The sequence below is a fragment of the Actinotignum timonense genome (assembly GCF_900155575.1).
Classification (GTDB): domain Bacteria; phylum Actinomycetota; class Actinomycetes; order Actinomycetales; family Actinomycetaceae; genus Actinotignum; species Actinotignum timonense.
Genome location: NZ_LT706966.1, coordinates 1202657 through 1215697 on the forward strand (window position 1 = coordinate 1202657; position 13041 = coordinate 1215697).

General features: G+C 61.5%; 12 protein-coding genes. 8 read left to right on the forward strand and 4 right to left on the reverse strand.

From position 1 onward, the window contains the following. The first annotated feature begins 27 nt into the window (after positions 1 to 27). Genes CZ322_RS05020 through CZ322_RS05035 form a run of 4 tightly spaced genes read left to right on the forward strand, consistent with a single transcriptional unit; the run spans position 28 to position 2410 of the window. The gene (locus CZ322_RS05020; RefSeq protein WP_087070465.1) at positions 28 to 570 is read left to right on the forward strand and encodes a GNAT family N-acetyltransferase; all 543 of its coding nucleotides are present in this window, start codon (positions 28 to 30) and stop codon (positions 568 to 570) included. A 52-nt stretch (positions 571 to 622) separates the two neighbouring features. Further along, entirely contained in the window at positions 623 to 1252 is a 630-nt protein-coding gene (locus tag CZ322_RS05025) for a GNAT family N-acetyltransferase (protein WP_087070466.1), read from the forward strand. A gap of 58 nt (positions 1253 to 1310) precedes the next feature. Further along, complete coding sequence (locus CZ322_RS05030; RefSeq protein ID WP_087070467.1) at positions 1311 to 1862, forward strand: NADPH-dependent FMN reductase; 552 nt, start codon at positions 1311 to 1313, stop codon at positions 1860 to 1862. 11 nt (positions 1863 to 1873) lie between these two features. After that, the gene (locus CZ322_RS05035) at positions 1874 to 2410 is read left to right on the forward strand and encodes a methylated-DNA--[protein]-cysteine S-methyltransferase (protein ID WP_200807173.1); all 537 of its coding nucleotides are present in this window, start codon (positions 1874 to 1876) and stop codon (positions 2408 to 2410) included. Positions 2411 to 2478: 68 nt separating this feature from the next. On the opposite strand, the gene CZ322_RS05040 is transcribed toward CZ322_RS05035, so the two are convergent. After that, a complete protein-coding gene (locus CZ322_RS05040) occupies positions 2479 to 3093 on the reverse strand; it encodes an HAD-IA family hydrolase (protein WP_087070468.1) in 615 nt (204 codons plus the stop codon). Positions 3094 to 3310: 217 nt separating this feature from the next. Between CZ322_RS05040 and CZ322_RS05045 the strand changes: the two genes are divergently transcribed. After that, positions 3311 to 4579 carry an amidohydrolase gene (locus CZ322_RS05045; RefSeq protein ID WP_234984468.1) on the forward strand — a complete coding sequence of 423 codons (1269 nt, stop codon included), beginning with the start codon at positions 3311 to 3313 and terminating at the stop codon, positions 4577 to 4579. Between the two features lie 42 nt (positions 4580 to 4621). Here the strand turns inward: CZ322_RS05045 and CZ322_RS05050 are convergent, their stop codons facing one another. From CZ322_RS05050 to CZ322_RS05060, 3 genes are all read right to left on the reverse strand, one after another. Then, positions 4622 to 5491 carry a DNA-methyltransferase gene (locus tag CZ322_RS05050; RefSeq protein WP_087070470.1) on the reverse strand — a complete coding sequence of 290 codons (870 nt, stop codon included), beginning with the start codon at positions 5489 to 5491 and terminating at the stop codon, positions 4622 to 4624. Between the two features lie 183 nt (positions 5492 to 5674). Next, the gene (locus CZ322_RS05055) at positions 5675 to 6928 is read right to left on the reverse strand and encodes an alpha/beta fold hydrolase (protein WP_087070471.1); all 1254 of its coding nucleotides are present in this window, start codon (positions 6926 to 6928) and stop codon (positions 5675 to 5677) included. A 35-nt stretch (positions 6929 to 6963) separates the two neighbouring features. Further along, positions 6964 to 8964, reverse strand: coding sequence for a potassium transporter Kup (locus CZ322_RS05060; protein ID WP_087070472.1), 2001 nt, complete (start codon positions 8962 to 8964; stop codon positions 6964 to 6966). 123 nt (positions 8965 to 9087) lie between these two features. On the opposite strand from CZ322_RS05060, the gene CZ322_RS05065 reads away from it, so the two are divergent. The 3 genes from CZ322_RS05065 to CZ322_RS05075 are packed head-to-tail and all read left to right on the forward strand — an operon-like array spanning position 9088 to position 12623. Then, entirely contained in the window at positions 9088 to 9384 is a 297-nt protein-coding gene (locus tag CZ322_RS05065) for a hypothetical protein (protein WP_087070473.1), read from the forward strand. Positions 9385 to 9436: 52 nt separating this feature from the next. After that, positions 9437 to 10945, forward strand: coding sequence for a M18 family aminopeptidase (locus tag CZ322_RS05070; RefSeq protein ID WP_234984469.1), 1509 nt, complete (start codon positions 9437 to 9439; stop codon positions 10943 to 10945). Next, the gene (locus CZ322_RS05075; RefSeq protein ID WP_087070475.1) at positions 10938 to 12623 is read left to right on the forward strand and encodes a class I adenylate-forming enzyme family protein; all 1686 of its coding nucleotides are present in this window, start codon (positions 10938 to 10940) and stop codon (positions 12621 to 12623) included. The genes CZ322_RS05070 and CZ322_RS05075 overlap by 8 nt, the downstream gene beginning before the upstream one ends. Positions 12624 to 13041: the final 418 nt, after the last annotated feature.

Genomic DNA, 13041 nt, shown 5'->3' on the forward strand with positions numbered 1-13041 from the left:
ATGTATAGGTAGCTCTTGGTAACGAGCGTGGGAACGAAGGTTGATACTGTGCTGCGCGCGGTGCGTGAGGGCGACGCCGCAGCTATTGTGGCGGCCTTCGCCTCCCATCCCGATATGATCCGGCAGGGCAATATCACGGATATGGCCGGTGCTCGCCGCTATATCGCGCAGATCTTGGAAAATCCCGATTCGCAGCTGGCCTGGGTCATCGCCCGGGAAGATAGCGATGAACTCATCGGTATGGTTCGTATTCACGCGGATGGTGATGAGAAAAGCGGGTGGTTGTCCTACTGGTTGCACCGCGATTACTGGGGCCGTGGAATCATGTCTAGAGCGGCGGCAACCGTCGCGGATTGGGCGCTGTGCGAGCGCGGGCTGGAACGCTTGGAACTCGGACACCGGGTGAATAACCCGGCTTCGGGAGGGGTGGCCCGCGCGGCGGGATTCCTCAAGGAAGGAACCGAACGCGGGAAATTTCTGATTAATGGGTGGCGTATCGATGTTGATTTGTACGGAAGGTTGGCGAGCGATCCGCTGCCTCATTACCGCCCCGTTCCGTATCGTGGATAACCAGCTCAGAACCTCTTCCCCTAAAAGTGTTTTTCGTTACACTTAAAGAGTTATGGATATCACGACACCTGAAGAATTTTCGGTGACAACCACGCGGCTGCGATTGAGGCTGCACCGGCCCGATGATGCGCCGTGGCTGCATAGTATTTACAGCCGTGAAGATGTCACCAGATACCTCATGACCGATGCCTGGAATCCCGAACGGGCGGTCAACGAAGCTGCCCAGCGCGCCCAGGCGCGGGATTTGCGCGGCCCGCAGGCCGCGCTCGCCGTCGTCATCGAACTCGATGCGCAACCCATCGGGGACGTGCGCCTGTGGATGACCGATCCGCAGCACGGCGTCGCGGAGATTGCCACCGTGCTCCACCCGGATTTCCGCGGTCACGGCTACGCATCGGAGGCTATGCGGGCCATGATTCGCTACGCCTGCACCCGGTGCGGAGTGCATCGCGTTGCTGCACAAATGGATGCGCGGGATCGGGTCTGTGAGCTTATGCTCCAGCATGCGGGAATGCGTAAAGAAGCGCATATGCGCCAGGACTTCTGGCTCAAGGGGGAGTGGACCGACACCATCGTCTACGCGGTGCTCGCCAGTGATCTGCGTGAAGGTGGTGGCGATGCCGAAGCCGAAGCGGAGGGTGTTCGCACCGAGCTAAAAGGGGAGCACCCCACGTCCGATTGAATGGTAAATGAGAGATTGGTAATCTGGGTGTCGCTCACCTAAACGAAAGGACACGTTTATGAAGATCGCCATTATTTCCGGATCAATTCGCGAGGGCCAGGCCACCGAGGGTGTGGCCCGGTACGTCGCCCAGCTCGCAGCCCAGCGGGCGGGGGAGGTCGCTTACGAACTCGTCAATATCAAGGATTTCGATATTCCGCTCCTCACCAGCCCCGTGGTTCCGGCTGCGGCCAACGGTCGCTACGATAATCCGGCCATCCAGCGCTGGGCCGATAAAATCAGCGAATTCGACGCCTTTATTTTCGTGACCCCGGAATACAACCACGGGGTGCCCGGGGCCTTCAAGAACGCGGTGGACGCGCTGGGCGTTGAATGGATGAATAAGCCGGTTGCTTTCGTGGGGCACGGCTCCATCGGGGGCGTACGCGCTATCGAGCAATGGCGCCAGATTACGGCTAATTTCAATATGCCAGCTATCCGTTCCGAAGTGAATTTCATGATGTTTGAGGACTGGACGGACGGCGAATTCACTCCGCTGGAACGCCGTGCGAGTGAGGTGGAAGCCGTGCTGAGCGGCCTCGAACACCGCACCGCCCAGGTCGCGAAGTAAAGAAACCTCCCGTGACACGTGCCTGCGCCGCAGCGGTATGGCGGACGTGCGATTCCCCACTGGGGCAGTTCGCCGTTGCGGCGCAGGCGCATGCGGTGATCGCGGTGGTGCTTCCCGGGTGCCCGGGCCCGCAGGCGGTTATCGAGATTGAGAATGAGGCCGAGCGGCGCCGGGCGGAGGAGCTTGCCGCCCGGGCATGTGCCCAGCTCACCGAGTATTTCGCGGGCGAACGCACCCATTTCCGGCTCCCTACCGATCTGCTTCTCACCCGCGGCCCCTTCGCGGCCCGGGTGCAGCGTGCCCTCGAGGAAATTCCCTACGGGGAGACCCGCTCCTATGGCCAGCTTGCTGCAATGGTGGGCAACCCGCGGGCGGTTCGTGCGGTGGGATCGGCATGCGCGCGCAATCCGATACCCATTGTGCTGCCCTGTCACCGGGTTCTTGCCGCGCGTGGCGCCCCGGGCGGGTGCGCGGGTGGGCTTGATATGAAAAAAGCGTTGCTACGGCTAGAAAATTCTGTTGTGGCTGAAACTGGCCTTACGTCCTGACAAGTCTGGTTATGCCAGAAAAACTCCCGCGCCGGTACAAACTATCGGGTACAAACTATGCCGCTAGCTCATGAGCCGAGGAGCGGGAGAACCTCCGCAAGATCAGTGATGCGATAATCAGCATCCGCCTCCAGCTCAATACCGGGAGTTTCCAGGAGAGCACCGGCCACTCCAACTTTATGTGCGGTCGTGATATCAATCGGCCGATCCCCAATAGCGAGGGTGCGGGCCGGATCTAGGTGGTGCTTGCTGAGCATATGGGTGAACATCGCCGGGTCGGGTTTGCGTGGGAAACCGTCCTCGGGGCAAACCATATCGGTAACTTGGAGTCCCAAGCCCTCCAGGAGGGTGCGGGCGCTCGCGCGATCCCGGTGCGTGACCACCACATTGATCCCGGGAACCGCGGCAAGAACATCACGCACATGGGCCATCGCGGGCGGCGGTGTGATTTTCCACGAGTCTTTCAATTCCTGTTCGCGCGCCCGAAACTCGGCTTCCGGAATCCCGAAACGGCGTGAAAGCTCGGTGATGGCTAGGTTGGTGGAGTGCCGGGTCAGGCGGGCAACTTCCAGGAGGGAAACCTCCTGACCGGAATCAAGAACAACCGCCTGCAAGGTGGCATCCACATGCGGATAGGTATCCACCATGGTTCCGCCCATATCCCAAATGATGTTGTGGAACATAATCCTCCTCGCCCGGGCGCTGCCGCCGCGTGTACCGGCACCTTTTGGCTCCGCTTACCGGTACACCTCGCCTGCACACTCCCTCCAGCCTAGCCAGTCACCGCCCCGACCTGCCACGGACGTTCGGCGCGGCTGTCGATCCCGGCGCTAAAATAAACGAGGTGAGCGGACGCTTGCGCACTCTGCGCCACGGAGGCGCCCGCACCGCTAGCATCGGATGAGAGGGAACGCCGTGCAGTATCTTCCGGAGGAATTTCGCCTCAGCGCTTCGGACCGGGCCACCATGATCGGTGATTTCCAGTATTTCCACGCCAATCCCGAGCTCTCTTTCCAGGAAGTGGAGACCTCGCGGGCTCTCCGGGGACGCCTGGAAAACCTCGAACTTTCCGGTGCGATCACCCGTGAGATTATCCCCGTGACCGATACCGGTTTTGCCTGCGTGCTGCGCAACGGTTCCGGCCCGGTGGTGGGCTATCGCGCTGATATGGACGGCCTGCCCGTTGCCGAACGTACCGGCCTGAGCTATGCCTCGCGGGCCACCGGAATTGATGCGTCCGGGAAAAATGTTCCGGTTATGCACGCCTGCGGGCACGATTCCCACATGTCGATCGCGCTCGCCTTGGCCCGGGCCTTTGCGGCCCATGCGCAGCTGTGGCGCGGTACCATCGTTTTTGTTTTCCAGCCTTCGGAAGAAAACGGTCTGGGGGCACGCGCCCTGGTGGAGGCCGGTCTGTGGGAGAAAGCTCCGCGCCCGCAGGTCATGTACGGCGGGCACGTGGTGCCACGCCCGGCCGGCTGGGTCAATCTTCATCCGGGTGGAGTGCTGCCCGGCTCGGACGGTTTCGAAGTTATTGTGCACGGGGTGGGCGGGCACGGCTCGCAGCCCCATCGCGCCGTCGACCCTATTGTGATTGGTTCGGCCATTGTTACCCGCCTGCAAACAATCCGTTCCCGCATGACGGATCCGGACCGCAACGCGGTGGTGAGCGTCGGCGTTTTCCAGGCCGGCAGCCAGGACAATATCATTCCGGACACCGCGCGTCTGTGCATCAATACTCGGTTCCGGGATGAGGAAACCCGCGCAATAATCAATACCGGTATCGAGCGGATTATCCGGGCCGAAGCGCTCGCGGCCGGCGCCCCCGAACCTCTGATCCGCCAGATCCGCCAGGTAGATGCCACCGTGAACGACGACGCAGCTGTTGCGGCCTTGCGTGAGGTGATCGGTGCGGAACTGGGGGAGGAGAATGTGGCCAGCGAAACTTTCGGTTTCAGTGAGGATTTTGCGGTCCTCGGGCAGAGCGCCGGTGCGCCTTCGGTATTCTGGCTTTTCGGTGGTTTTTCGCCCGCGCAGCTCGACCCGGCGCACGGGGAGCCCGCCTCGAATCACTCCCCGGATTTCTACGCGGATCCGGAGCTTGCCCTGGAGCCTGCTTATCGGGTAGGTGCCTGCGCCCTCTATTCCCAGGTGCGTGTCGATTCCTGAACTGCCTCTACGGCAATATCCGGAGGTAGTTTCGGATGCGCGCTACTTCCAGCTGACCGCCTCGCCATCCCATTCCCCGAACTGTACCTCATCGGGGAAGCGGGTGCGCATCACCGCGATTGCTTCCGGATTGGCGTCAATGAGCAGGAACTGGCGGTCCAATTCATGCGCCGCGGCTCCGGTGGTACCTGATCCGGCAAAGAAATCAAGGACGCGGTCCCCCGGGCGAGAAGATGCGGTGATAATCCGGCGCAGAATCCCCAGTGGTTTTTGGGTGGGGTAGCCGGTTTTTTCTTTTCCGGTGGGGGAGACGATGGTATGCCACCACACGTCTGTAGGAAGTTTGCCGCGTGCTGCCTTTTCCTTGGTGACTAATCCGGGAGCCATATACGGTTCTCGATCTACATCTTCCGAATTGAAGTAGTAGCTGGCCGGGTTTTTCACGTACACCAAAATAGTGTCGTGTTTGGCGGGCCAGCGTTTTTTCGTGCGAGCGCCGTAATCGTAGGCCCAAATAATCTCGTTGAGGAAACATTCCCGCCCGAAAAGCGCATCGAGAAGCACTTTCGCGTAATGTGCCTCCCGGTAATCAAGATGGAGATAGAGCGTTCCCGAATCGGTGAGGAGCCGCCAGGCTTCTTCCAGGCGTGGTTCAAGAAAACCCCAATATTCGGCGAAGCTATCATCGTAGCCGAGTACCCGCTCCACGATCGTTTCGTAACGCTGGCCCTTGAAACCGATACGATTCCCGGTGCTGGAACGCCGGGTCACCACCGTGGAGCGGCGTTGGGTGCGGCCGGTATTAAAAGGCGGATCGAGGTAAATAAGCTGGAATGATTCAGCCGGTAAGCTCCGGAGAACCGGTAGGTTATCTCCGAACACCACAGCATCCGTATCCGCATTATTCCACATCTGCGTATCCTCACTTTCTTACCGCCGGCCGCCCGCGCGCGGGCCGGCCACTATTCCTGGAGCGCACGTCCCGCGCCCAGTTATCTGGAATTTCCGGACAACTGGGCACCGTGCGGGGTGTTCGGTTAGTGCAGCTCAGCACGCCCGGCTAACCCCGCCGCGGGGCGTTCCTGGCGCGCATAGTTAGCGCAGCCGCGTTCCATCCGCCAATTCAAAGAGCGTGCGCAGCACCGCCCCGTTACTGGAACGCAAACCGCTGTGCTCATGAGTGGAAGTTACGTACCGGTGGATCCCAGGAAGCAGTGCCCCCGTTTCCAACGAGAACTCCAGGGGCACATAGGCATCATTCACGTACACAGCAGCCGCACCGCGCGCGCCTGATTCCCGCAAAGCATCCGGGAAGTAGAGTTGAGGCCACTCCCAGGTGGCCAGCTTCTCAACTACATCCTTCCACGGTTGGAATGCCGGCACGGTATCCGCCCATTCCGCCCACACATGTTCACCGTAGAGAAGCGAAGTATCGGTGCGGAAATCCTCCGGTTGGGTACGCTCCGCGCTCCAATCGGTGACCACGCCGTCCGCGTAGGAGGATTCGTGCAGCACATAGTAGAGCGGGTTACGCCCATCAAACGGCATGGCCGCGGCCAGGTCATAACGGAAAGCGGTGGAAGCCGGATCCTTTTCCAGCAGGTAGTACAGTTCCCGCCACCCGTTATCCGAACCGAGAAGGTGCCCGAGGGAACGCAGCCGCGAAGGTGAGACAATTTCCCCGGTGGGTAATTCGATGGAGCCGCTACCGGCCAGATCCACCAGCTCCCGTACCCGATCCCGATGCGCGGGGAAGCGCCGGTAGTACTCTGCACTGTGCTCCCGCATCTTTTCCCACGTGAGGGAATAGACATCATCAGCGCTGTGGCGCACCGCGGTGAGCCCGCCGGTGAGGAAAGCCTGATCGATATGTTCGGGCGCGACCGAGAGGTAATGCACGGTAGTGAAACCACCGAAGGACTGCCCGAGCAGGTTGATTTTCTCCACGCCGAGCTCGCGGCGCAGCGCTTCGCAATCGCGCACAATGCCGTCAGCGCGCAGGTGGCTGAGATATTCGGCCACTTCCGCGGCGCTTCCCGTGCTCAGGATATCTTCCCCAACGGGTGTGGAGCGCCCTGTACCGCGTTCATCCACAAAAACAACCCGGTAGCGTTCCAGGGCCACATTTAGCCAGGAGGGTTCCAGCGGGGACAGGCTGGGCCGCCAGGCTTCATAACCGGGCCCGCCCTGCAGGTAGAAGAGATAAGGGAGGGATTCCCCGCCCGGGCGGGTGGCGATGCGAGCAAATATATCAATGGTGCGCGCATCTTCCCGATCCGCGGTGAGCGGCACCGTGAGGCTGAGTTCATCGAGGCGAAGCTGCTCGAGGTAGTGCGTTGTTGTCGTCATACTAGGAACGCTACCAGGCGCTTCGACATTAGTAGCTACACGATGACCTCGCGGGAAATCTCCACGGTGCGATCCGCCGGGAGACTCCTCACCCAGGCCGGCGATGCGGAATGGCGCGCGATCCGCGCAAAAAGCCAGGCTTGCCAGCGAGCCAATTGCGGAAAATCACCGGTGGCGGCAGAGCTCGTGGTGCCCGGAGCTGCGTCGTCGTTCTTCCCACGCGAGCGTACCCCCAGGTGGCTGAGCACCCACTGGGCCTCGCTCAGCTTCCAGGAACCCCACCCGTATTCGTGTTGCGCCCATTCCAGATCAGCCGGAATATTGCGGATATCCATGAAGCCGTAACGCATCGTGAGGTGTACAACGCCTTCCACGCGCGGGCTCACCTGCGTGCGGGTAATGCGTTCGGCGCGCTCGATATGGGCCTGCGGGGCCGTTTTAATGGAGAGAATAATAACGTGGTCGCGCAGACTGCGATGTAGCGCGGTGGTAGCCCGCAAAGCCGCCGGAACCGTGGTAGCGAGGGAATGCGGATAGATCACGGTACCCGGAACACGCCGCAGCGGATTTTTCTGCAGCTGCGCCGCGAACTCCGCGAGGGTACCTTCGGTTCGGGCCCGGGTAGCTGCTACCACTGCCTCCCCGCGCCGCCAGGTGAGCATAACGACCATAAGAACGAGGGCGATGAGCAGGGGGAGCCAGCCGCCGGTTACCAGCTTTGCGGCATTAGCGGCGAAAAGCGGAACTTCCACCACTCCGAGCACCACAGCCAGCGCAGCGCTTTGCCACCAGCGCCAGTGCCAGCCGATCACCGTGAGGGCTAAGAGCATGGCGGTGGTAAGAAGGAAATCGGTGGAGACCGCCAGCCCATAGGCGGATGAAAGCCGCTCCGAATCGCGGAAAATCACCACGACGGTCGCTACTGCGGCCACCAGCAGCCCGGTAATATCCGGCAGGTAAATCTGCCCCGCCCCACTCGCGGAGGTATAGCGAATCCGCAGGTGCGGCAGGTATCCCAACCGGGAAGCCTGGCGGGCAATGGAATAGGTCCCCGCGATCACCGATTGCGAGGCGATCACCGTGGCGCCGGTGGCCAGCAGCGTGAGTACCAGGGCCCACTGGGAAGAAACCAGATGGAAGAACGGATCGGCAATGGCCTCCGGATGCTCGAGCAGCAGTGCACCCTGCCCCAGGTAGTTACACACCAGTGCGGGCAGCACCACCGCGAACCACACCGCGGAAATGGGGCGCCTCCCGAAATGGGCGATATCGGCGTAGAGCGCTTCGGCACCCGTCACCGCAAGCACGACCGCGCCCATGGCGAAAAAACCGATGGCCGGGTGGCGAGCCACAAAAGTGAGGGCCTCATGCGGGGAAAGTGCCGCGAAAATTTCCGGATGCGCGGCAATATGCGGGAGGGCGATGAGAGCCAGGCCCGTGAACCACAGCAGCATGAAGGGCCCGAAAATAACGCCAACCCGCCCGGTACCGTAGCGCTGCATCCAACCCAGGGTGAGAAGAATCACCAGTGCGATGGGCACAATGAGGGTGGCGGGGAAGGTCGGGAGCGCCACCCGGATACCTTCGATAGCGGAAAGCACTGAAATGGCCGGGGTGATAACGGCGTCGCCGAAAAAGAGCGCCGCTCCGAACATGCCCGCTACCGTGAAGAGCGCGGCAGCCCGCGGCCGCCCACCGCTGAGAGTGCGCAGCAGGGTGGCGAGGGCAATAATGCCGCCTTCGCCGTCGTTATCCGCACGCAATACAAGAATGACGTACTTGAAGGACACGATAAGAAGGAGCATCCACACCACCAGGGAGATCACTCCGTAAATCGAGGCGTCCGTGAGCGGAACGGCGCCGCCATGCACGGTGAAAACCGCGCGCACAACGTAGAGCGGACTGGTCCCGATATCGCCGAAAACGACGCCGAGAGCGGCCAAACCAAGACCGGCCCGGGCCAGAGCCCCGCCACTGTCGGCACCGTGTTCTCCACCGTCACGCCGCAACGACGCAGCGCGAAAAATTTTTGTCATGAGCGGGAATCCTAGCTACCTTCGCTGACGAAAAAGCATGGAAAAGGTCCGGTGTGATGTTCTAGTCACCCGGTGTACCATCGTCCCAGGAAGCTAATCGTTGCGGTGAGGAGTTCAATAACAATGGAAACGGTGAACGGCGGCACCCAGCTCGCCACGAGCGGGGCGCAGGTCCTTGCCTGGGTGGTTATTAGCGTTTTGGTGCTGGCCCTGGGAATGCTTTTGCTTTTCTTGGCACGCCGCCACGCGGCGCGCGGCACCATGGAAGTCACGCCGGCAGAGGTTGCGGCCGGTGCCGTCGTGGAAAATGACGGTGCGGGGAACGACGGCGCAACTGAGGCCGCCGGCGGGCCTGGCACCACCGGAACCGATCCCGCGGGGGATTTCTGGGATTCCCCGGAGGGTAATTCGCGCCCCTAACCGCTGAAATAACGAGGCCGGGGTGCCCCGGCGGTCACTAGACTGGGAGGCCATGAGTATGTCTGAGTTTGCCGAGTCCACGCCTGATACCGCGCAGGCGGATACCGCGCCGGTGGATCCAATGCGGGTCCGGGAAGGTACCGCCGCTGATCACCACGCCCGCGGATACGCGCAGTTCATCGCGGAATCTCCGTCCTCCTACCACGCAGCTGCGCAGCTCGCGCGCATTCTGGAAGCACACGGTTTCACCGAGCAGCGCGAAACGGATGCCTGGGAGGCGCGCGGGGCGCGCTATGTGCGGCGCGGTGGGGCATTGATTGCCTGGGTGAGCCCGCGAGGTGCGGGTTCCGGTGAACTAGCGCCGTTCCGAATCCTGGGTGCACATACCGATTCACCCAGCCTCAAACTCAAGCCGGCCGGCATTTCTCGTCACGGGGGCTACACCCAGGTCGATATGGAAGTGTACGGCGGGCCACTACTCAATTCCTGGCTTAACCGTGACCTTGGCCTGGCCGGGCGTATCACGGATATGGACGGTCGGGAATACTTGGTTCGTACCCCCGCCTGCATGGTGATCCCGCAGCTCGCCCCGCACCTTATTTCGGGTAACCGCGATAGCCTCACCTTGGATCGCCAGCAGCATCTCCATCCGATTGTTACCGGGGCGTGCGGGGATGCCGGGGTGGAATCGGAGCTCGGCGCCGATACCGATAGCGATCTTTTTGAAACCCTGGCGCGCTATGCGGAGCCGGGCCCGGAGGGCCGGGAAACGCCCGGTGCCGAATGGATCGGCTGGCATGATATCTACGCATATGATGTTGAGCCGCCGCGGCGCAATGGGACGTACCTATCCGCCGGGCGTCAGGATAATTTATCCTCTGTATATGCCGGCCTTCGTGCGCTCCTCGATGGGGTGGCTGCGGGCGTGGGGAATGACGCGACTCTTCCCTACTTCCCAGTTTTCGCCGCTTTCGACCACGAAGAAGTCGGTTCGGGAACCACCAGCGGAGCCAGCGGGCCCTTCCTGGAAACCGTGCTGACCCGCATCGCGGAAAGCTTCGGGGTGCGCGGGGATAGCTGGTACCGGCTACTGGCGCGTTCGGCCTGCATGTCTGCCGATGCCGGGCACGCTCTCAACCCTAATTACGCGGAGTATTACGACCCGGATTCCGCCCCGCGCGCCGGTGCCGGCCCGCTTATCAAAATGAACGCCCAGCAGCGTTACGCCTCCGATGCCGAATCCGTCACGCTCGCTCTCCGGGCGGCTAGTGATGCCGGCGCTGCTTACCAGTTCTTCATTTCCCGGAATTCCATTCCCTGCGGCACCACCATCGGCCCGCTGACGGCTACTCGCCTGGGTATCACCACGGTGGATGTGGGCGTACCCCTCCTGTCCATGCACTCGGCGCGCGAGCTCTCCCACGTGGATGATCTCTACCAGCTGCGTCGCCTCATTCGCGGTTTCCTTTTCGGGGAGCACGCAGCTGATATGCCGGATGCGGATCTCGCGGATACCGGCGGGGGAGCGGGGTCGGGCTCAGAAAGTGAGAGCAATGAGTAGCGTCCCCGTCACGAACGTTGCCTATCTGCTTGATCGCACCGCTTTCGCCAACCCGGATCGCCCCTGTCTCTTCTATGACGCCACCGCCCTGACGGTCGGTGAGGCCCGCGATATCACCTCCCGCCTCGCCCAACTTTTCGTCCAGGCCGGTGTCTCACACGGGGACCGCGTTATGATCGTGGCCCATAATTCTCCCTATCACTATCTGGTTGCGGTGGCCTGCGCCCGCATCGGTGCGGTTTACGTTCCGGTGGACGCCCGCCTTCACCCGGTGGAGATTCAACGCCTCGTCGATTTTGCGGCCCCGCGCGTTCTTATCGCATGCGCGGAGATAGGCACCGCCGGCGCCTTCACCTCCACGGGAACTCTTATTCATTTTGTTATCGACGACGACGTCCTCGCCCCACCTTTCACTCCCGCCCTCACCAACGGCTATATTGCTCTGAGCGCGGCAACCGGGAGTTTCACCGCTGATTTCGTTGCCGATGGCACCGCCGGTCATCCCGCTTTTAATACCGAGGGATACCCGAGTGGGGTTGCCGTTATGATGTTCCGGCCCGCGCCCCCGGAAGCGCCCCGAGCCCTCGAACTTACCCATGACAATTTGTGGTGGGCGGATCGTATTTTCCATGATGCTCTGGGCTACGGGCGTGATGACATTTTCTTACACAGCGCTCGATGTTCCTCTATCGCCGGGTTCAACGGCGGCACGCTCTTCCACTTCGCGCGCGGGGGCCGCATTGTTATTGCGCGTACTCCCTCTCCGGCCGGCCTGCTGCACCTTATTGAAGAACGCCGGGTCACCACCATGTTCGGCACCCCCACCACCTATTCTTTTATGCTCGACGACGACACCTTCGTCGCCCGGGATCTTTCCAGTCTTCGCTACGCCTTCGTGGGCGGAGCAGCGGTACCGCCCGCTCTTATGGGGCGCCTGGATGCCGCGGGTCTACATCCGCTGAATATATGGGGGTCTGTGGAAACAGGCGGCGTCGGCCCGTATCTTCCCACCGCGCGCGTGGCGCACAAGGCTGAAACGGTGGGGCGTGCCATGCCCCACGTGGAGATTCGCTTGGTGGAGCCGGGTACCGATACCCCGGTGGCGCCCGGGGAAAGCGGAGAAATGCAATTACGCGGACCGAGCATTTCGGCCGGATACTGGCACGGGGAGAATTACCAGCGCTCCTCCTTCGCGGGGGAATGGTTCTGCTCTCAAGACCACGCGCGGGTAGATGCGGATGGATATATCACTCTGGTTGCCCGGGTCACCGATACCATCAAAACTGGGGGAGATACCGTTCACCCCGAAGAAATTGAGCGGGTACTCCACCAGTACCCGGGAGTGCGTTCCGCCCTGGTCACAGGTGTGCCAGATCCGGTGTGGGGCCAGGTGGTGGGCGCCGCCATTGTGATGGATTCCCACGAAGCCCGTCCCGAAGATTTCGCTACCCCGGATCCGGTAACCGGCGGTTTCGCGGTGGTGCCCCAGAGCCTACCCGTGCCCAGCCTCGATCAGCTCAGGGCTTTTGCTGCCCAGGCGCTCGCCTCCTTCAAACTCCCGCGCCTCCTGGTGGTGCTTGATGAGCTTCCGGTGGGCGATGACGGGAAGGTGTCCCGGGCGCGGCTGCGCGATCTCTTCGGGCACGGTACTGCCGCGCCCGCCCCCGCGGCGCCCTAAAACAGTGCTTATCTCATTGCTGGAATGATTTTGAGAAAAACTATCTCACCATATGAGATATACCTGGCGTGAGACGTGACTCCTTCCGGGGGTGGTTCTATCGGGATCCTCGCCCGTAAACGGCTCTATGCTGCGATTTTCTCCAATTTTTGCAAGCGTGAACATTTGCACATGAAAAAACACTGAGCCTAAACGTAAAGAAATCGTCAAGACTCGTGTAGGCTTTTTCCATGGTTAGAGCGGTGGCGCTGGCTATCCGCACAGGATGTCAATGCGTGTTCCATCCTGTGGAGATCGTCAACGCACCGGATTCCTGAGAATCCGGCACCGCTTTTGCATATTCCACGCGCTCACGGCGCGAACATGATCACTCCGTACCGGGGGACTGCCCCCGCGGCACGGAAACAGTCAATGAGGA